Below are 19,493 nucleotides of genomic sequence, written 5' to 3'. Positions count from 1 at the left end.
CCTACCCGTTTCCCGGGTGGGCGGAGTCGCCCCAGGCGGAGTGCGGCGCCGGGTGCGCCTGCGTGCGCATGTACCAGGGCACGCTGACCACCACCAGGCGCCGCTCGCCGGACAACAGCAGCGCGCTGCGGAGCAGCTCCGAACGGCGGCTGTAGAGCATGGCCCGGTACCAGCGCTTCTCCAGCAGCTCCGGCAACACCATGGCCACGGTGCCGCCCGGCACCTCCGCGAGCAGCGCGTCCAGGTAGTCCATCAGTGGCCACACCAGCGCGCGGTACGGCGACCCCACGTGCACGAGCGGCGGAGGCTTCCGCCCGGCCTCCTGGAGCGGCCCCTGGACGAAGCGCTGCCACTGGGCGTCCAGCGCCGCCTCGTCGGTGTCGCCGCTGCAGATGTGCACCGCGCGCACGTCATCGCTCAGCGTCAGCGCGAAGCGCAGCGCCGTCTCCGACGCGTGGGACCAGCGGTCCACGGGCACCACGGCGACAATGGGCGACGCGGGCGTGAGGAGCACGGGCCGCTTCAGCTCCGTCACCTGCCGCGTGCGCGTGTACGCGGCGTGGACGCGCGAAAGCACCAGCAGGCCCACGGGCACGAGGACGAACGCGGCCCAGCCGCCGTGCATGAACTTGGAGACGCCGACGATGCACAGCGTGAGCGCCGTCATCACCGCGCCCGCGCCATTGAGGGCCCGGCGCCAGCGCCAGCCCTCGTCCTCCCGGTGGCGGCTCCAGTGCACCACCATGCCCGCCTGGGACAGGGTGAAGGCCATCAGCGCGCCAATGGCGAAGAGGGGAATCAGCCGGTCCGTGATGCCCTTGCACACGATGAGCAGCACGGCCGCGAAGGCGGACAGGGTGAGGATGCCGCGCGACAGGGCGAGCCTGCGGCCCCGGTGGGCGAAGCCCGGCGGCAGGTAGCGCTCGCGCGCCAGCACCTGACAGACGAGCGGGAAGCCCGCGTAGCTGGTGTTCGCGGACAGCGCGAGCACGCAGAGGATGGCGGCCATGGCCACGTAGTAGAAGACGCCGCGCCCCATCACCGCCGCGATGAGCTGCGACAGCACCGTCTGGTAGTTCGCGCCGTCGGGGTCCGTGGCGCCCACGCCGTACGCCCGGCACAACAGCGCGATGCCCAGCAGCATCGTCACCAGGACCCCCACGATGATGCCCAGCGTGGTGCGCGCGCGGCGGATGTCGGGGTCGCGGAAGATGGGCACGGCGTTGCTGATGGCCTCCACGCCCGTCATCGCCGTGCACCCGCTGGCGAACGCGCGAATCACGAGCCATGCGCCCAGGGACGCGGTGGGCACCACCAGCGGCGGCGGCGGCCGCACGGGCGCCGCGTCACCGGTGGCCAGCTTGAAGAGGCCCACGGCCAGCACCACGCTCAACGAGGTGATGAAGAACCACGTGGGCACGACGAACACGGCGCCCGCCTCGCTGACGCCGCGCAGGTTCACCAGGGTGAGCAGCGCCAGCAGGGCCAGGGTGATGGGCAGCGTGTGCGGCCGCAAGGCGGGAACCGCGGACACCAGCGCGCCCGTGCCGGCGGAGATGCCCACCGCCACGTTGAGCAGGTAGTCCAGCATCAGCGCCGTCGCCGCGAGCAGCCCCGCGCCCCGCCCCAGGTTCTGCCTCGCCACGGTGTACGCGCCGCCGCCGCTCGGGTATGCGGCGATGGTCTGCGCGTACGAGCTCGCGACGATCATCAAGAGCCCGACGATGGCGGCGGTGATGGGCAAGAGCAGCCACACCCCCGTGGCCCCCAGCGGGCGCAGCACGGTGAGCGCGGCCTCCGGGCCGTACGCGGCGGAGGACAGCGCATCCAGTCCCAGGAGCGCCACGCCGGTGAGGACGCCCGTCTTCTCCTGCATCGCCTGGGCGCTGGTGAGCGGGCGCCCCAGGAGCAGGTCCACGATGCCGTTGCCCTGACGGCGCCGGGGCATGAACGGCCTCCTGCGTCCGTACTCGGCCAGCTGAGCCATGGCGGCGTCTCCCCCTGGCCCGAAGGTGCGCACCGGCTGTCCGGGCGAAAACACGGCCCCGGAGTCCCATGCCCTCCAGGGCAATAGACCCTTTCACGCGCCCATTCGTTTCACAGGAAGACACAGGAGACCGTCCGCCATGGGCCCGCACGCCGCCGTCCTCCCCTTCCCCACCCTGGATGATTTGTACGCCCTGCACCGCCCGCGGGCGCTGGCCATCGCCCGGCGCATCGTGGGGGACACCGACGACGCGGAGGACGTGGTGCAGGACGTCTTCCTGCGCCTGTCGCGGCAGCCACCGGGACTGGATGGACGCGCGACGTGGACCACCTGGCTGCACCGGGTGATGGTCAACAGCAGCATCAACTGGCTGCGCGCGCGAAGGCGCCGGGAGCGGCTGACGCACGCACCCCAGGAGGCCGTGTCGCCAGAGGCCCACGCCATGGGCACGCAGATGCAGCAGCACTTCCACGAAGCGCTGGAGGAGGTGAACCCCCAGCAGCGGCAGGTGCTCTACCTGCGCGAGGTGCGCGGCCTGGGCTCCGCCGAAATCGCCCGGCTCCTGCACATCCCCGAGGGCACCGTGAAGAGCGCCCTGCACCGCGGCCGCCAGCGCGCCCTCACCGTGATGGAGGAGCGCGGCCAGCGGCCTTGAGTCTCCCGAGCCCGGGCGCCGCTACTCGTCGCCCTTGCTGCCCACGAACTGATCACCCTTCTCCTTGAAGAGGAGGTTGAAGCTGGTGAGCGAGCCGTAGACGCGGGTGATGTAGCCCTGCATCTCCGCCTTCTCCGCGTCCGTGAGCTTGGGGTGCGCGTTGAGCTTCTGCTCCAGCACGCGGATGCGGTCGCGCACCATCGTGACCTTGTGGAACAGGCCGTCGATGGGCATGTCCTTCGCCTGCAGCTCCGGGTTGCCCGGCACCAGGCGCACCGTGCCGCCCTCCCACTTGCCCGCGAGCGGCGGATCGCTCAGGGCCGCCGCCTCCCGGAAGATGTCCATCAGCTCTTCGCGCGTCATGTTCAGCCCTTCCAGGTCCACCACTTCGTGCGGATCCGCGCGGTGGCGCACCACCACGGGCGCCACGCTCCGCGGGGCGCGGGTTCGCGTGCTCGAAACCACGGGCGCCGGGGCCGCGGAGCCCCGGGGCGCGTACTTGTCACAGATGGGCGCGGAGGGCGGGAACATGCCGCGCGAGTTCTGCAGGCGGCACGGCCCCACCCATCCACGGTGATCCACGGAGTGCGGGCTCCAGAGCTTGCAGTTGCCACACACCCGCTCATCCGGCCGGAAGGTGGGCAGCGCTGGAGTCCCGTCCCCCGCGTCCGACATGTCAGTGCGCCTCCTTGGCCACCGGCTTGCCCTTGCGGACGTTGAGCTCACGCAGGAGCGCGTCCGCGTCCTCGACCTGGTCGAGCTGCCACAGCAGGTAGCGCACGTCCACGTTGACGTTCCGGGCCACGTCCGGATTGTAGCCGAAGTCGTTCGCGACGTTCTCCCACACGCGGTCGAAGTTCACGCCCACCAGCTGCCCCTTGCCGTTCACCGTGGGGCTGCCGGAGTTGCCGCCCGTGGTGTCCGCGTCCGCCAGGAAGTCCACCGGCACGTCCTTCAGCCGGGGGTCCGCCCACTGCCCGAACTTCTTCGCCGCCGCGGCCGCGCGCACCTTCTCCGGCGCGTTGAAGGGCTCCTCGCCGGTGTGCTTCTGCATCATCCCGGACAGCGTCGTCTGCGGCAGGTACAGCGCGCCGTCGCGCGGCGTGTAGCCCTGCACCTTCGCGAACGACACGCGCAGCGTGCTGTTGGCGTCCGGCGCAATCGGCTTGCCCGCCTGCGCCATCACCGCCTTGCGCCACGCCGGCCGCAGCCGGGACGCCGCGCCCTGGCGCCGGTCGCGCGTGTCATCCAGCGCGGCCTGCTCCTTCGCCAGCTCCATGCCGAACGCCAGCAGGGGGTCGCGGCGCGCGGCGAGCTGCCCCACGGACTCGTCCGCCATCTTCAGGCGCTCCGCCAGGGTGAACACCTTCGTGCCCGCGTACAGCGAGTCGATCTTCGCGGAGACGTCCTTCTCCGAGTACGTCTTGCCGAACACGGCGTCCACGGCCGCGATGCGAGCATCCGCGGGGAGCGCCTGCGCGCGCTTCACGAACGCGTGCAAGAGCACCTTGTCCGCGGCGATGAAGAGGTTCTTCTGCTCGCGCTCCAGGCGGTCCTTGATGCGCGGCAGCTCGCGGTCCATGTACTCCGGGCGGCGCTCCAGGTCCGGCTTCGCGCGCTCCATGGCCAACCGGGACACGGACGTGGCCAGCGCGGGGCCCCGCGCCAGACGGCCGGACAGGCCCAGGAGGAACTCACGGTCGAAGGTCTTGTTGGATTCCTGCTGCTCCGCGAGCAGCGCCTCGCGGGCCTTGAGGGCATCCCCCCACTTCGCGGCGTCCTTCTGCGCCCAGGCGACGGTGGCTCCTTCCGCGTCGCGCTGCTTCTCCACGATGTGGCCGCGCTTCAGGCCCGCCAGCTGGCCGCCCGCGTTCTTGTAGACGTTGTGCAGGCTCTTGAGCTGCGAGGCCACGGCGATCTTCCCGGCCGGGTCCTTCTCTCCTTCGGCCTCCAGGATGCGGATGGCCTCGCCCAGCACGTCGCGGATGCGCGGGTAGTAGCGCGCCTGGCGCTCCGCCATCTCGTCCGCGAGCAGCGTGCGGAAGGTGGTGCCCGGGTAGCCCAGCACCATCACGAAGTCGCCCGGCTTCACGCCCTCCGTGGACAGCGGGAAGAAGAACTCCGCCTTGTAGGGAACGTTCTTGTCGCTGAACGCCGCGGAGGCACCGTCCGGCGCGGTGTACGCGCGGATGATGGCGAAGTCGCCGGTGTGGCGCGGCCACATCCAGTTGTCCTCTTCGCCGCCGTACTCACCCACGGCGCGCGGCGGCGCGTAGACCAGGCGCACGTCCTGCAGCTCCACCGCATCCACCAGCGTGTAGTTCACGCCGCCGTCGAAGGTGGCCACCTGGCAGCGGGTGGCGGGGCGCTTCTCACACTCGGCGACCAGCTCCTTCTGCTTGCGGTCGATGGCCTTGTAGCGCGTGAGGTCGTCCGCGCCCTGCGGCACGGCGCCGTTGACCTCCGCCGTCACGTCCTTGAAGCCGCGCGGCACCTGCACGCGCGAGCCCTTGCCCGGGAGCTCCTCCGCCCGGCTCTTCGCGAGGAAGCCGTCGGTGATGAGGTCCTTCTGCGGAGAGCTGTGCTCCTGGATGATGGAGAAGGCACAGTGGTGGTTGGTGATGATGAGGCCGGAGGCGGAGATGAACGACCCGGAGCAGCCGCCGGTGTTCACCGTGCCCGCCAGCAGGCCCGTGCCCCGCTTGGGGTCCCAGAGCTTGCTGGGCGGCAGCTGGAGGCCCTGGGCCTTGAGCCAGGCAGGGCTCAGTTCCAGCACCTGCTGGGGGGTCCACTTCCCTTCCCCAGCGAAAGCCGGGGCAGCCACGAGCGAGAGGAGAAGGAGCGTCTTCTTCATGGTGCCCCATCCCTACTCCGTCCGTCGCCCTGGCGCGACCGTTACGGTGTCCGGAGCGCGCGTTTTCGCGGAAGATGGAACGCGCTTGGATGTTCCGGTGTCCAGGCAGGAGGGGACCAGCGATGCGGACCGCGAGCGGGGCGACACTGGATTTCGGAAGGCTGGCGCTGCTGCTGCTCCTGATGGGGGCGTCCTGGTACTTCTGGTATTCGCCGGTGCTCTTACCGGTGAAGGTGCTGGTGGTGATGATGCATGAGACCGGGCATGCCCTCGCCGCGCTGCTCGTGGGGGGCTCGGTGGACCGGGTGCACCTCCAGCTCAACGAAGGGGGCAGCTGCTTCTCCCGCCTGCCGCCCGGCGTCTTCAACCGCATCATCGTGTCGTCCGCGGGCTACCTGGGCAGCGCGGTGGCGGGCGCGGGGCTGATGCTGGCCACCTTCCGCTTCCGGTTGGGCCGCGCGGTGATGGGCGCGGCGTCCGTGTGGTTGGCGGTGATGGGCTTCTTCTACGCGGGCGACCCGTTCACCCTGGCCTTCTGCCTGGGCATGGCGCTGGCCATGGGGCTGGGCGCGCGCTTCTTGCCCACGGGGCTGGTGGACGCGCTCAACCTGTTCCTCGCGGCCTTCACCGCGCTCTACGTCGTCTTCGACTTGAGGGACGACCTGTGGAACAGCGCGGTGCGCGCGCAGAGCGACGCGGCCATCCTCGCCAGCGAGACGTGGGTGCCGTCCATCATCTGGGCGGCGCTGTGGACGCTCCTGTCCCTGGCCCTGCTGGGCGTGTCCGCCTGGTGGGCCATGCACGCGAAGCCGAGCGGCGGCGTGAAGATGCCGCCCATGGCCCGCGCGCGGCGGGTGTGAACGGAGCGGACGCTCAGGTCCGCAGGTAGGCGATCACGTCGTCGTACGTGAAGGGGTGCGCGTAGATGTCCATCAGGTAGTCCTCCGCCGGGTCCATCACCTCGTGGTAGGTGTGCACCGGCGTGAGGCTCTTGGGGTAGCCACCCACGGACTGGTCCGCGTTCCAGTAGCCAAAGATGCCGAAGGCCATGGCCTTCATCCAGCCCTCGAAGGTCCGGATGGCGTCGGCGCTCGCGCCGTTCGCGGGCCGCAGCAGGGCGACCATCTCGAACAGACGGGCCGCCGTGTGCGAGCGCCCGGTCTCGATGGGCATGTGGTGCTCTCGCGCCGTCTCCGTGTCCGGCGAGTCCTCGTTGCGCGTGCCCGCGCCCTTGCGCCCCTGGTCCCAGCTCACCGGCCTGCGCTCCTCGTGCGGATTGCCGACGTAGCGCGTGAGGTCCTTCTTGAGCACGTTTGCGCGAGCTGCGCCGTCCGTCGTCCAACGCCTGGGCCGGGCGGGGCTCGTCGCGCCCTGGTACGGATTCGGCACCAGCTCCTTGTGCATGGTGATGAAGGCCCGGCTGTTCTTGATGGGGCTGAACAGCTCCTTGAGGTCGTGGAGGATGGCGACGTTCTCCGCGACGGTGAAGTCCCGCTTGTCGTAGCTCAGGCTCACCCGGTCCTTGCTGCGCATGGAGTAGTCGTACAGGGGCTGCGCCGTCAGGTTCATCACCAGGTTGAGGGGATTGAAGTTGCCGCCCAGCTTCTCCCACGGACGGCGCGCGTAGGCCGGGTACGAGTTGGCCTCGTTGTAGCTGCCCGTCATGTTGGGCAGCAGGTTGACGATCGGGTTGGCGGTCAGCACATGGCTGATCGTCCCCGCCCAGCTGTCGTGGTCCCAGAGGTGCTTGCCCAGCGCCCTGCGCAGCTCGTTGAGCGCCTGTCCGGTGCGGGCATGCTCCAGGACGTCCTCGGCGAGCTCCTGTTCCAGCTCGCGCTTGCGCTGGCAGCGGGCGTCAGCCTCGTGCATCAGGTGCTGGTAGAACTCGCCCTTGCTGTCGAAGGCCTTCCAGTAGGCCTTGGGCGCGGTGTTCGTCATGCCGAACGTGGTCTCGAAGGAGCCCAGCTTCGTGCCCTTCGGGAACGACCACGGCTTCGAGGCGATCCACGACCGGAGCGTGTTGCGCAGCCCCACCTTCGTCAGGTGATCCAGCCGGGTGCGGTCCGTCGTCCGCGCGTACGTATAGGCGCCGTCCGCCCACGTCTTCGCGTCCGAGTCCTTCACTGCGACCGAGTTGATCTCCACGGGCATCGCGCGTCTCCTCAAGCCAGGCGGAAGCCCTCTTCCGAGCTTCCCTCGCTTGAGTTTACTTCAAGACTGTCGCGAGTACGCCCGCACGCGAAATATCCGAGGGTGTCAGAAACGCCCGGACGTGGGGAGTCACCGCCGCGGTCGCATCCGGAAGGCCACGAAGGACGCCATGTCCGGGAAGCCGAAGTACGGGTTCTTCTGGCGGATGGCCTCCATCTGGGCCACCGGCACGTCCGCGTAGTCGTGCCCGGGGTACAGCCGCGCGGTGTCCGGCACCTTCGCCAGCACCTGCGACAGCGAGCGGTACATGTCCTCCGGGTTGCCGCCCGGGAAGTCGCACCGGCCGCACCCGTTGATGAAGACCGTGTCCCCGGACACGAGCGCGTCCTCCGCCAGCAGGCAGTGCGACCCTGGCGTGTGCCCAGGCGTGTGCAGCGCATGGAACGTGCGCGCGCCCACCGGCACCGCGTCGCCCGCCCTCAGGGGCTTGAGCGCGTCCCCACCCCGCTTGCGCAGCTCGCTGGAGAAGGCGACCTCCTCCGCCTGCGCGTACACCGGCACATCATGGCGCGACAGCAGCTCCTCGAGGCCGTTGATGTGGTCGCCGTGGCAGTGCGACACGAACACGCCCACCACGCGCTTGCCGTCCTGCGCCACCGCCGCCTCGATGGCCGGCACGTCCCACGCCGGATCCACCACCACCACCTCCGGGCCGTCCTGGGGACCCACGAGGTAGACGAAGTTGTCCATCGGCCCGAGCTTGAGCTGGCGTACGTACGGCGTGGGCATGGTTGTCCTCCAGACGGCCACTCTACGCCCCAGGCTTGCCGCCCCGGGGCCAGTTCCCTTTGAATGCCACTTTTTGATGCCCCACGCCGTCAGGAGGTCTCCGTCCGTGAAGCGCCTGCCCACCCTGCTCGCCTGTTCGCTGCTGGCCAGCGCGACCTCCTCCGCCGCGGGGCGGACCGCCTCCACCTTCCGCTACAAGCCGTCGCCGGACGACGAGCGCCCCGTCATCGTGGATGCCACCATCGGGCCCCAGGGCAGCGACTTCGCCATGCGCCTGAAGTTCAACAAGGACCCCTTCGGCGAGGAGTGCAAGCAGCGCTGCGCCAACATCACGCTCTTCCTGGACACCGACTCCAGCGTCCAGTCCGGCCTCCACCTGCCCGCCAACAAGGCCCCGGAGAACGGCGCCGACCTGGCGGTCGTCATCCAGGGCGTGCGGGAGTACAAGCGCCAGGACGCGCCCCCGGAGATGACCCTGCGCGTGAAGATCCGCCAGCTGGGCTCGGACGCCACCAGCGCGGACGCGGGCGAGCTGCTCGCGGACCTCAACCACCGGCAGGACCCGGAGCGCATCCAGACGGACGGCACCACGGTATACCTGCTGGTGGACGCCACCAGCGCGCTCCTGCCCTCCGCCCGCAAGGTGCGCGTCATCTACCACCCGCCGGGCAGCAAGGCCCTCACCGCCACCATCAACGGGATGGCCGGTGGCGGTTCCGGCCGGGGCGTGCAGATCTTCAAGCGCGGCAGCGGCTGGGGCCGCGCCCCTGACGCGGAGGGCAAGAAGCCCCGCGCCAACCCCAACGGCGACAACGGCTAGTCCAAGCAGCCCGCCAGCCAGGCCCGGCCCCACTCCCCTCGGAATTCCGGGGGGTTGGCGGTGGGTTTCAAGCAGGCAGAGGACTGTACGGACGTGCAGAAGTTCCGGGCTGGAGCCGACGCAACCACCCGAATTCGTTCTCAATGTCAGAGGCCCATGGTAGTCCCGCCCATCTGACGTCGAGGGTCCGACCCGACTGGTAGTCGCAGCGCGCACGGCCTGACGCGCGCCGCGTCACGCCCGGCCGGCGGGCCCGTGTGAAACCCATCTGGATTCCATGACCATGCTCGCAGAAGCCGAAACGAAGTCGCGCAAGAAGCAGGGAGGCCCGGCAGGGGGCGGAGGCAAGGGAGGCGGCGGCGGCGGGTCCGGCGCCGGTGGCGGGGACAGCCTGCCCGCGGGCCTGGCCGAGGAAGCGCGCCGCCGCTACCTCAACTACGCCCTGTCGGTCATCACCTCGCGCGCCCTGCCCGACGTGCGAGACGGCCTCAAGCCGGTGCAGCGACGCATCCTCTACGGCATGTGGAACGACCTGAACCTGTCGTTCGACACGAAGTACCAGAAGTGCGCGCAAGTGGTCGGCGCCATCATGGGCCGCTACCACCCGCACGGCGACACGGCCATCTACGACGCGCTCGTGCGCATGGCGCAGGACTTCTCCCTGCGCTACCCGCTGGTGGACGGCCACGGCAACTTCGGCTCGCTGGACGGCGACTCCGCCGCCGCCTACCGCTACACCGAGTGCCGCCTGGAGAAGCTGGCCACGGAGCTCCTGGGTGAGCTGGACAGCAAGACGGTCCGCTTCCGCCCCAACTACGACGGCACCCGCGACGAGCCCGTCGTCATCCCGGCGCGCGTGCCGCAGCTGTTGATGAACGGCACCACCGGCATCGCGGTGGGCATGGCCACCAACATCCCGCCCCACCACCTGGGCGAGCTGGTGGACGCGCTCCTGGCGCTCATCAACGACCCGGAGCTGCAGACCAAGGACCTGCTCAAGTGGATCAAGGGGCCGGACTTCCCCACCGGCGGGCAGATCCTCAACGACAAGAAGGAGCTGCGCGAAATCTACGAGACGGGCCAGGGCTCCGTCCGGATCCGCGGCGAGTACAAGATGGAGGAGCACAAGCGCGGCGGTCAGATGATCGTCGTGACCTCCATCCCGTACACGGTGAACAAGTCCACGCTCGTCGCGAAGATTGGCGAGCTGGTGCGCGAGCGCAAGCTGCCGCTCATCACCGACGTGCGCGACGAGTCCACCAAGGACGTGCGCATCGTCATGGAGCTCAAGAAGGACGCCAACCCCGAGCTGGTGATGGCGTACCTCTACAAGCACACGCCCCTGCAGACGAACTTCGGCGTGAACCTGACGTGCCTCGTGCCGTCGGACAACCCGGACGTCGGCACGCCCAAGCGCTTGGACCTCAAGTCCATCCTCCGCTACTTCCTCGACTTCCGCCTGGAGATCGTGACGAAGCGGTTCGAGCACGAGCTGGCGGAGCTCAAGCGGCGCGTCCACATCCTCGAGGGCTTCGAGAAGGCCTACGACGCGCTGGATGAGATCATCCGGATCATCCGCCAGTCGGAAGGCAAGCAGGACGCCGCCCAGAAGCTGATGGTGCGCTTCAAGCTGGACGAGCTCCAGGTGGACGCCATCCTGGAGATGCGCCTCTACAAGCTGGCCCGCCTGGAGATCCTCATCGTCCAGAAGGAGCTCAAGGAGAAGCGCGCGGAGATCAAGCGCATCGAGGGCATCCTCAAGGACGTGAAGAAGCGCTGGTCCGTCATCCATGACGAGCTGACCGGCCTCAAGGCCGCGTACACCGACAAGCGCCGCACGCGCATTGGCGGCGCGGGCTCCGAGGAGATGGAGTTCTCCGCGGAGGCGTTCATCGCGGACGAGGACGCCCACGTCGTGATTACGCGCGACGGGTGGATCAAGCGCGTGCGCGAGGTGAAGGACCCGTCCACCACCCGCCTGCGTGAGGGCGACGCGGTGATGGCGGTGCTCGCCGGCAGCCTGAAGGCGAACCTGGTGCTGTTCAGCAACTTCGGCACCGCCTACGTCACCCGCTTCAACGACATTCCGGCCTCCACCGGCTACGGCGACCCGGTGCAGAAGCTGTTCAAGTTCGACGACGGCGAGCGCGTGGTGGGCGCCCTGTCCCAGGATGCGCGCCTGCACCAGCCGGAGAAGCTGGTGGCGGTGACGCGCCAGGGCCTGGGCCTGCGCTTCCTCTTGGCGCCGCACCTGGAAGTGTCCACCCGCGCCGGCCGCCGCTACGCGAAGACGGGCGAGGGCGATGAGATCATCGGCACGCAGCCGGTGGGCGACAAGGACCTGCTCGCCGTCCTCACGGAGAAGACCAACGCCCTTGTCTGCAAGGTGGCGGAGGTGAATGAGCTGGCGGGCCCCGGCAAGGGCGTCCAGGTCATCAAGGTGGACACGGGCGACAAGGTGGTGGACTTCCTCGCGGCGCCGGCCAGTCAGAAGGACGCCGTGCTGGAGTTCGAGACGCAGAAGGGCCGCAAGCTGCACCTGTCACCGGCGAAGTTCTCCGTGACGGGCCGCGGCGGCAAGGGCCACGAGATGTCCAAGCGCGACACGGTGAAGGAGGTGGCGAAGCCCGTCACCTTCGTGCCGCTGCCGGAGAAGAAGGAGTAGCGGGAAGGCCATGGCGACCAAGAAGGAAAGCTACACAGGCGCGGACATCCAGGTCCTGGAAGGCCTGGAGCCGGTGCGCAAGCGCCCGGCCATGTACATCGGTGGCACCGACAGCACGGGCTACCACCACCTCCTCTGGGAGATCGTCGACAACTCGGTGGACGAGGTCATCAACGGCTTCGCGTCCCTCATCGAGGTGACCCTCCACAAGGGCGCGAAGTCCATCACCGTCGTGGACAACGGGCGCGGCATCCCCGTGGACATGATGCCCAAGCACAAGAAGCCCGCCGTGGAGGTCATCCTCACGACGCTGCACGCGGGCGGCAAGTTCGAGCAGGGCAACTACATCCACTCGGGCGGTCTGCACGGCGTGGGCAGCTCCGTGGTGAACGCGCTCACCAGCAAGCTGCTCATCGAAATCAAGAAGGACGGCAAGCGCCACGTGCAGTCGTACGCGCGCGGCAGGGCCACCAGCGCCCTCAAGGTGGAGGGCCCCGCGCGCGGCACCGGCACGTCCATCACCTTCGAGCCGGACGCGGAGATCTTCGGCGAGAAGCAGAAGTTCGACGCGGCCCTGGTGCGCGAGCGCCTGGAGGCGAAGAGCTACCTGCACAAGGGGATGACGGTCGTCTGGAAGGACGAGACGGCCACGCCCGCCGTGTCGGAGACGTTCAAGCACGACGGCGGCATCGCCGAGTACCTCACCAAGGTCGTGTCGGAGCGCCAGAAGCCCATCGTCCCCGCGGGCGGCACGCCGTTCTACTTCTCGCGCGACAACGAGGTCCGCCTGGAGGTGGCGCTGGCGTGGACGGAGGCCACGGACGAGCACATCCGCTCGTACGTCAACGGCATCCCCACGAACCTGGGCGGCACGCACGAGGCGGGCTTGAGGGCCGCCATCGTCAAGGCGATGCGCAACTACATCGAGACGCACGGCCTGACGCCCAAGGGCGTGACGCTCACCGCGGAGGACATCCGCGAGGGCATCACCGCCATCCTCTCCGTGTACGTGGTGGAGCCCCAGTTCCAGGGGCAGACGAAGGGCCGCCTCAACAACCCGGAGACGACGGCGCAGGTGGACAGCGCCGTCCGCCCGGTGCTGGAGAAGTGGTTCAACGACAACAAGTCCATCGCGGAAGCGCTGCTGGCGCGCATCATCCTGGCCGCCCGCGCGCGTGAAGCATCCCGCGCGGCCTCCGCCGCCATCAGCCGCAAGTCCGCGGTGAGCCACCGGCTCAACCTCCCCGGCAAGCTGGCGGACTGCTCGTCCACGGACCCGGCGTCCAGCGAGCTGTTCATCGTGGAAGGTGACTCCGCAGGCGGCTCCGCCAAGCAGGGCCGCGACCGGCGCACCCAGGCCATCCTCCCCCTGCGCGGCAAGGTGCTCAACGCGGAGCAGGCGTCCACCGACAAGGTGGCCACCAACAAGGAGCTCCAGGACATCGTCAGCGCGCTGGGCTGCGGCATCGGGTCCGACTTCGACATCACGAAGCTGCGGTACGGCCGCGTCTTCCTGCTGATGGACGCGGACAGCGACGGCCACCACATCGCCACGCTGCTGCTCACGTTCTTCTACCGGCACCTGCGGCCCCTGATTGAGGCGGGCGCGGTGCACATCGCCCAGCCGCCGCTGTACCGGGTGGACATCGGCAAGGAGACGTACTGGGCCCTGGACGAGCCGGACCGCGACCGCATCATCCGCGAGAAGGCCAAGGGCAACGCCAAGCCCAACATCATGCGCTTCAAGGGTCTGGGCGAGATGACGGCCGACGAGCTGAAGCAGACGACGCTCGACGCGAAGAACCGCATCAGCCTGCGCGTGACCATCGACAACGCGCTGGAGACCGACCGCATCATCAACGACCTGATGGGGAAGGACGTCTCGGCGCGTTACAAGTTCATCACCGAAATGGCGGGTGAGGTCCAGGAGTTGGACGTCTGAGAAAGTGGAAGTCCCCGCACACCCGGGACGGGTTCGCCCGTCCCGGGGAGGCATTGGTCTTCCGCCCCGCTGGTCGGCTAGCATCCGCCGAATCGTGAACACCACCCGCCTTGCCCTGACTGTCGCGCTCGCCTGCGTGCTGAGCGCTCCCGCCGCCGACGCCGCCACCAAGCGGAAGTCCGCCGCGAAGAAGAAGCGCCCCGCCGCCACCAAGAAGGTCCCCGCGACCGTCCCCGAGGACACCTTCACCCCTCCGGATGAAGTGGCCCCTGTGTCGGACGCGCCGGTGGCGCCCAAGGCGGCCGCCCCGGCGCCCCTCGCCCCGGCCACGCCCGCCGCTCCGAAGAAGGTGGTGGATGCTCCGGCCCCGGCGGTGCGCGCGGCGCCGGCCAACGCGGTGGCCATCTTCGGCGTGGCCCGCCAGCCGGCCGCCGCGGACTCCGCGGCGAAGCTGGAGGACACGTTCACCCGGCGGCTGGGCAGCGCGGGCGACGTCCAGTTCGTGGACCTGGCCACCGCCTTCCCGCCCCCGGAGCCCCAGGGCAACCCCCGCGCTGACGCCCTCTTCGACGAGGGCCGCGCGGCGTACGACAACCTGGACCCGGACTCCGCGGCGGTGAAGTTCAAGGCGGCCGCGGAGGCCTACGTGCAGCGCCCCGGCGACCTGCGCCCGGAGAAGCTGGGTGAGACGTACCTCTTCCAGGGCGCGTCCCAGTTGCTCAACGGCGACGTGGCGGGCGCGAAGGCGGCCTTCACGAACGCGCTGCTCGCGGAGCCGTCGCTGACCCCGGACGCGAGCCTCTTCGGCCAGGACGTGCAGCGGGTGTTCTCCGAGGCGCAGAGCGAGCTGAACGCGCAGCCTCAGGGCACGCTGGTGGTGAACACCCAGCCGCAGGGCGCACGTGTGCTGGTGCGCGGCCGCGACGTGGGCACGACGCCGCTGGCCGGCGCGAAGCTGGCCCCGGGCCGCTACCCCGTGCAGGTGGTGCTGCCGGGCTACGCCCCGTTCGCGACATACGTGGAGGTGAAGCCGTCCGCCCCCACGGAGGTGAAGACGAAGCTCGGCTCCGCGCCGGGCCTGTCCGCGCTGCGTGACGCGGCGACGAAGGCCGGCACGGAGGCCGCCTTCGACGCGGACGGCACGCCGCCGGAGGTGGGCGCCATCGCCGAGCGGCTCAACGCGCGCTACGTGGTGCTGGCGGCCACGTTCCAGGACAAGAAGGGCCGGCTGCACGGCGAGGTGCAGGCATGGGACGTGCGCACCAAGAACCGCCTGCGCGGCGTGGAGGTGGACTTCGGCAAGCGCGACGGCAAGGGCAGCGCGGACTACGCCGCGGACCAGGTGCACACCTTCCTCACCGGCGCCGCGTTGCCCCAGGGCCGCGAGGACTCGAAGGAGCCGCTCGTGTCCAGCGACTCCGTGCTGCGCAAGCCCTGGTTCTGGGCCGCGGCGGCGGGCGTGGCGGCCGTGACGGCGGGCGTGGTGTACGTGGCCACCACGGACCGCGGCCCCGGCTTCAACCCGGTGAACGGTCTGCCCGGTGGAATTTCCTTCTAGCCCGGGCGTCAAGCGCACAGGACTCCTCATGAAAGCCCTTCCGCTCGCGCTCGTGCTGCTGCCCGCCCTGGCGCTGTCCGCCTCGTCCCAACCGGGCCGCATCTCCGCGCTGCTCATCCCCATGGACCCGTCGTCCGAGTCCTCGGGGGTGCAGATGGAGAGCTACATGAACGACGCGCTCGGCAACTTCGCCAGCTACTCCGTGCGAAAGCCGCGCGACCTCTTCGGTCTGCCGGACGACCCGTCCGCGCAGGCGTCCTTCCAGCGCGCGAAGAAAGGCTACGAGGAGAGCGTCAAGGCCTTCGAGGCGCGCGAGTACGAGGACGCGGAGCGCAAGGTGCGCGCCACCCTCAAGGAGCTGGACGGCTCGGTCGCGGCGATGACGTCCTGCTTCCCGCTGTGCGACGCGCTGGCGCTGCACGGCGCCATCCTCCAGCTGCGGGGCGACGCGGAGGAGGCGAAGCTGCTGCTCATCGACCTGATGGCGCTCAACCCCACGTTCGAGCTGAACCCCAAGCGCTTCAGCCGGGAGTTCATCAGCCTGCGCGTGCAGGTGGCCACCAGCCGCCCCTCGCAGCTGCGCGGCAGCGCCACCTTCAAGTCCCGGCCCGCGGGCGCCCGCGTCTACGTGGACGGGGAGCCGGTGGGCTACACGCCGCTGACGCTGCCCACGCTGCCGGTGGGCAAGCACCTGGTGCGCATGGAGCGGCCGGGCTTCCGCCAGTTCGGGCAGATCGCGGAGGTGACGCCGGACGACGTGGACGTCGTCGCCTCGCTGGTGCCCACGGCCACCTACAAGGCCTATGACGCGCAGCTGGACAAGGTGATTCCGGACGTGTCGCGCCCCAGCGACAAGCCGGCCAACGCCATCGTCTCGCTGGGCAAGTCGCTGAGCCTGGACCGGGCGATGGTGGGCACCGTGCGAGTCATCCCGGAGCGGGGCACGGAGCTCTCAGTGGGCCTCTTCGACCTGAAGAGCGGCAAGCGCCTGGGTTCGCGCAAGCTGGTGCTCCAGGGCGACGAGTACGGACAGCTCAAGTCGGAGATGGAGCGCATCGTCAACCAGCTCATCAACAGCGAGGGCGAGCAGGTCCAGAAGAAGCGTGACCCGCTGGACAACCGCAGCGGCGCGGAGGACTGGGGTTCGGAGGACCGCGGAGGCAACTCCCGACAGTCCGTCAAGAAGCACTCCGGGGATGATCCGCTGGACGACGTGTCGGGTACCGAGGACTGGTGACACGCGGCGCTTGTCCCGGGACGGCTCGCACCTAGAGTCCCGGGCCGTATGCGCCACCTGCCGCTGCTCGCCCTCCTCCCCAGCCTCGCGCTTGCCCAGACGGGCGCCGTTGACCGCGCCCCTGTCCCACCCCTGGGCATCACCCTGCCGCCCACCAACGCGGCGCTCATCGACGAAGCGCCCGCCCTCTCCCTCAACCCCGCCGGCCTGGGGTTCCAGGACGCGGGGCAGCTCTTCTACCTCCACGAGCGGAACCTCCAGTCCGACTCCGTGGGCGACGCCGTGTTCCTGGGCACGCGCCTGCTGGGCCTGGGCGCGGGCTTCTCCCTGGAGTGGATCCGCGGCGAGAACGCGCCGGACTACCGCAAGACGTCCTTCGGCCTGTCGCTGGGGCCTCGCACGCTGCAGCTGGGCGCCGCGCTGCACGACTTCAGCAGCTCGGATGACCACCGCATCAGCGGATTGACGAGCTGGGACGTGGGCCTCACCGCGCGCCCCTTCCGCTTCCTGTCGCTGGCCGCGGTGGCCAGGGACCTGAACGCGCCGGAGCAGGACGGCCTCAAGCTGCAGCGCCGCTACAACTTCGGCCTGGGCCTGCGCCCGCTGGGTGAGCGCTACACGCTGGGCGTGGACTGGCTCTTCGCGGAGGGAGGCTTCCGGGAGGGACTGGCCACGTACACGCTCCAGGCGGAGGTGGTGCGCGGCCTGCGGCTGAGCGGCGGCCTGTCCCACGGCTTCGTCAGCGGCATTCCCCTGGCGCTCCAGCTCGCGGCCACGGTGGACCTGGGCCACGCGGGCCTGACGTACGCGGCGGGCGGCGCGGGCAGCGGCCTGGACCACGTGCTGCAGGTGCGCCTGTCGTCGGAGCGCTACCGCGCCCTGCACGGCGGCGGCGGCGTGGTGGCGCTGCTCGACTTGGACGACATGCTGGCCGGCGGCGTGAGCCCCGCGCTGGCCATCCTGGGCGTGAGCGAGGTGGACCCGTACCTGCGCCTGATGAAGTTCCTGGACCTGGCCACGCGCGACGAGCGGCTCAAGGGCGTGGTGGTGAAGATGGAGGGTCTGCCCGGCGTGGGCTGGGGCACGGCGGAGGAATTGCGCCAGTCGCTGCTCAAGCTGCGCGAGGCGGGCAAGAAGGTCGTGGTGGTGATGCTGTCCGGGGATGACCGCGGCTACCTGGTGGCGTCCGCGGCGGACAGCGTCTACGCGCTGACGGAGGCGTCGCTGCCCATCAACGGCCTGTCCGCCACGGTGACGTCGCTGGGCGGCACCATGGAGAAGCTGGGCGTGACGTGGGACGTGGCGCGCGTGGGTGAGTACAAGACGGCGATGGAGCAGTTCACCCGCTCCGACATGAGCCCCGCGGAGCGCGAGACGCTGGACGCGTACCTGGACTCCCAGGTGACGCACTACGTGAAGGCCGTGGAGGCGGGGCGCAAGCTGCCCCCGGAGCGGCTGCGCGCCGCGTGGGCCCAGGGCATCCTGTCCTCCAAGCGGGCGCAGGCGGCGGGCCTGCTGGACGGCGTGGTGTCCGCGACGGAGCTGGACGCGCGCGTGGCGGAGTGGTTCCCGGGCATGCGCTTCCACCCGACGTACTCGCCGCGCGAGGAGCGCGAGGACCGCTGGGGCCTGCGCCGCCGCATCGCGGTGGTGCCGGTGCTGGGCGACATCACCGGGGGCCGCAGCCGCGAGGACCCGCTGGGCTTCGCGCGGCTGGCGGGCGCGGAGACGGTGGTGCGCGCGCTGGAGGAGGCGCAGGAGGACCCGTCCGTGGTGGCCATCATCCTGCGCGTGGACTCCGGCGGCGGTGACGTGCTGGCGTCGGACCTGATGTACCGCGCGGTGCTGGAGGCGAAGAAGCACAAGCCCGTCATCGCCTCCATGGGCGACGCGGCGGCCTCCGGCGGCTACTACGCGGCGATGGCCGCGGACGAGGTGCTGGCGGAGCCCACGACGCTGACGGGCAGCATCGGCGTCTTCTACCCGAAGCCCGCGCTGGAGGGCCTGGGCACCAAGCTGGGGGTCAACCAGGAGACGCTCAAGCGCGGCGACATGGCGGACCTGCTGGAGTGGTGGAAGCCGTGGACACCCGAGCAGCAGGCCGCGGTGCAGACCTGGGTGGACGACTCCTACGACACGTTCATCACGGAGGTCGCCCGCGTCCGGAAGATGGACAAGGCGAAGGTGGACACCGTGGCGCGGGGCCGGGTGTGGAGCGGGAAGGACGCGCTCGCCCGGGGGCTGGTGGACGGGCTGGGCGGCATGCCGGAGGCCATCGCGTCGGCGCGCAAGCGCGCGAAGGTGGCCCCTTCGGAGGAGGTGGACCTGGACGTCATGGGGGACGCGCGCGGCTTCCTCTCCGGGCTGGGCGGAGAGCCCGGCGTGCACGCGCTGGCGGGGGTGCTGCTGCCCGCGCTGCCGGAGCGCCCGCCAGAGGCACTGGCCGTGCTCGCCCGGGAGGTGGGGCTGGGTTCGCCCGAGCTCCTGCGCCCTGGCCTGAAGGCCATGATGCCCTTCCGCGTGCGCATCCGCTGAAAGGCCCCCAGGGAGGTCTCCCGGTGGACAGGCCACGCACACGGGCGGCGAAAATGCGGGCGCCCCATCCGGGCGCTCTGTTAGGGTGGTTAGTGCCTCCCGGCCGGCGCTAGGGCCGTCGGGGGGTTTCAGGAACCGGCGGTTTCGGCCTTCTCGCAGGCCCCGCGTCCGGCTTCCTGTCCCAAAACCTGCTTCCTGACGTCCCCGGCGGGCCCTCTCACGGCCGCCGCCCTCAAAGGGCCGTCACGCGTGGAGCCCCATGAGCGAGAATTCCGACAACCCCGAGACCCGCAACCCGCC

The 19,493-nt window shown here is 70.1% G+C and carries 13 protein-coding genes; 8 read left to right on the top strand and 5 right to left on the bottom strand.

The features are described 5' to 3' along the window. Position 1: 1 nt before the first annotated feature. Complete coding sequence (locus D7Y21_RS23975; RefSeq protein WP_233612258.1) at positions 2-1,987, bottom strand: APC family permease; 1,986 nt, start codon at positions 1,985-1,987, stop codon at positions 2-4. Between the two features lie 139 nt (positions 1,988-2,126). Here D7Y21_RS23975 and D7Y21_RS23970 point away from each other — a divergent pair, with 139 nt between their 5' ends. Further along, positions 2,127-2,642 carry an RNA polymerase sigma factor gene (locus D7Y21_RS23970; protein ID WP_120563380.1) on the top strand — a complete coding sequence of 172 codons (516 nt, stop codon included), beginning with the start codon at positions 2,127-2,129 and terminating at the stop codon, positions 2,640-2,642. Positions 2,643-2,663: 21 nt separating this feature from the next. Here D7Y21_RS23970 and D7Y21_RS23965 read toward each other — a convergent pair whose 3' ends face one another. Together D7Y21_RS23965 and D7Y21_RS23960 are read right to left on the bottom strand one after the other, a co-directional pair. Next, on the bottom strand, positions 2,664-3,317 hold the full coding sequence (locus tag D7Y21_RS23965) for a hypothetical protein (RefSeq protein ID WP_120563381.1): 654 nt from the start codon (positions 3,315-3,317) through the stop codon (positions 2,664-2,666). A 1-nt stretch (position 3,318) separates the two neighbouring features. Further along, positions 3,319-5,496 carry a S46 family peptidase gene (locus D7Y21_RS23960; RefSeq protein WP_121715934.1) on the bottom strand — a complete coding sequence of 726 codons (2,178 nt, stop codon included), beginning with the start codon at positions 5,494-5,496 and terminating at the stop codon, positions 3,319-3,321. A 122-nt stretch (positions 5,497-5,618) separates the two neighbouring features. Between D7Y21_RS23960 and D7Y21_RS23955 the strand changes: the two genes are divergently transcribed. Beyond that, a complete protein-coding gene (locus D7Y21_RS23955; protein WP_120563383.1) occupies positions 5,619-6,356 on the top strand; it encodes a M50 family metallopeptidase in 738 nt (245 codons plus the stop codon). Positions 6,357-6,369: 13 nt separating this feature from the next. Here the strand turns inward: D7Y21_RS23955 and D7Y21_RS23950 are convergent, their stop codons facing one another. Both D7Y21_RS23950 and D7Y21_RS23945 read right to left on the bottom strand, forming a co-directional pair. Beyond that, on the bottom strand, positions 6,370-7,647 hold the full coding sequence (locus tag D7Y21_RS23950; RefSeq protein ID WP_121715932.1) for a hypothetical protein: 1,278 nt from the start codon (positions 7,645-7,647) through the stop codon (positions 6,370-6,372). Between the two features lie 129 nt (positions 7,648-7,776). Further along, positions 7,777-8,436 carry an MBL fold metallo-hydrolase gene (locus tag D7Y21_RS23945; protein ID WP_121715930.1) on the bottom strand — a complete coding sequence of 220 codons (660 nt, stop codon included), beginning with the start codon at positions 8,434-8,436 and terminating at the stop codon, positions 7,777-7,779. 106 nt (positions 8,437-8,542) lie between these two features. Here D7Y21_RS23945 and D7Y21_RS23940 point away from each other — a divergent pair, with 106 nt between their 5' ends. The 6 genes from D7Y21_RS23940 (at position 8,543) to sppA (ending at position 19,193) form a co-directional block, all read left to right on the top strand. Beyond that, entirely contained in the window at positions 8,543-9,256 is a 714-nt protein-coding gene (locus D7Y21_RS23940) for a hypothetical protein (protein WP_120563386.1), read from the top strand. Between the two features lie 283 nt (positions 9,257-9,539). Further along, on the top strand, positions 9,540-11,921 hold the full coding sequence (locus D7Y21_RS23935) for a DNA topoisomerase (ATP-hydrolyzing) subunit A (RefSeq protein ID WP_199735481.1): 2,382 nt from the start codon (positions 9,540-9,542) through the stop codon (positions 11,919-11,921). A gap of 10 nt (positions 11,922-11,931) precedes the next feature. Continuing rightward, complete coding sequence (locus tag D7Y21_RS23930; RefSeq protein WP_120563388.1) at positions 11,932-13,863, top strand: type IIA DNA topoisomerase subunit B; 1,932 nt, start codon at positions 11,932-11,934, stop codon at positions 13,861-13,863. A gap of 94 nt (positions 13,864-13,957) precedes the next feature. Then, positions 13,958-15,421 carry a PEGA domain-containing protein gene (locus tag D7Y21_RS23925; protein ID WP_120563389.1) on the top strand — a complete coding sequence of 488 codons (1,464 nt, stop codon included), beginning with the start codon at positions 13,958-13,960 and terminating at the stop codon, positions 15,419-15,421. 28 nt (positions 15,422-15,449) lie between these two features. Further along, complete coding sequence (locus D7Y21_RS23920; RefSeq protein WP_120563390.1) at positions 15,450-16,658, top strand: PEGA domain-containing protein; 1,209 nt, start codon at positions 15,450-15,452, stop codon at positions 16,656-16,658. Positions 16,659-16,706: 48 nt separating this feature from the next. Beyond that, positions 16,707-19,193, top strand: coding sequence for a signal peptide peptidase SppA (sppA, locus tag D7Y21_RS23915; protein WP_121715926.1), 2,487 nt, complete (start codon positions 16,707-16,709; stop codon positions 19,191-19,193). Positions 19,194-19,493: the final 300 nt, after the last annotated feature.

This window comes from Corallococcus sp. AB045, from assembly GCF_003668895.1.
Taxonomy (GTDB): domain Bacteria; phylum Myxococcota; class Myxococcia; order Myxococcales; family Myxococcaceae; genus Corallococcus; species Corallococcus coralloides.
Note: the sequence above shows the minus strand (reverse complement) of the source record. Positions and strands in the feature narration are given on the sequence as shown.

Bases quoted from the DNA above. Each gene is read 5' to 3' on its own strand.
- D7Y21_RS23975 (WP_233612258.1), bottom strand. From the start codon at position 1,987: ATGGCTCAGCTGGCCGAGTACGGACGCAGGAGGCCGTTCATGCCCCGG.
- D7Y21_RS23970 (WP_120563380.1), top strand. From the start codon at position 2,127: ATGGGCCCGCACGCCGCCGTCCTCCCCTTCCCCACCCTGGATGATTTG.
- D7Y21_RS23965 (WP_120563381.1), bottom strand. From the start codon at position 3,317: ATGTCGGACGCGGGGGACGGGACTCCAGCGCTGCCCACCTTCCGGCCG.
- D7Y21_RS23960 (WP_121715934.1), bottom strand. From the start codon at position 5,496: ATGAAGAAGACGCTCCTTCTCCTCTCGCTCGTGGCTGCCCCGGCTTTC.
- D7Y21_RS23955 (WP_120563383.1), top strand. From the start codon at position 5,619: ATGCGGACCGCGAGCGGGGCGACACTGGATTTCGGAAGGCTGGCGCTG.
- D7Y21_RS23950 (WP_121715932.1), bottom strand. From the start codon at position 7,647: ATGCCCGTGGAGATCAACTCGGTCGCAGTGAAGGACTCGGACGCGAAG.
- D7Y21_RS23945 (WP_121715930.1), bottom strand. From the start codon at position 8,436: ATGCCCACGCCGTACGTACGCCAGCTCAAGCTCGGGCCGATGGACAAC.
- D7Y21_RS23935 (WP_199735481.1), top strand. From the start codon at position 9,540: ATGCTCGCAGAAGCCGAAACGAAGTCGCGCAAGAAGCAGGGAGGCCCG.
- D7Y21_RS23930 (WP_120563388.1), top strand. From the start codon at position 11,932: ATGGCGACCAAGAAGGAAAGCTACACAGGCGCGGACATCCAGGTCCTG.
- D7Y21_RS23920 (WP_120563390.1), top strand. From the start codon at position 15,450: ATGAAAGCCCTTCCGCTCGCGCTCGTGCTGCTGCCCGCCCTGGCGCTG.
- sppA (WP_121715926.1), top strand. From the start codon at position 16,707: ATGCGCCACCTGCCGCTGCTCGCCCTCCTCCCCAGCCTCGCGCTTGCC.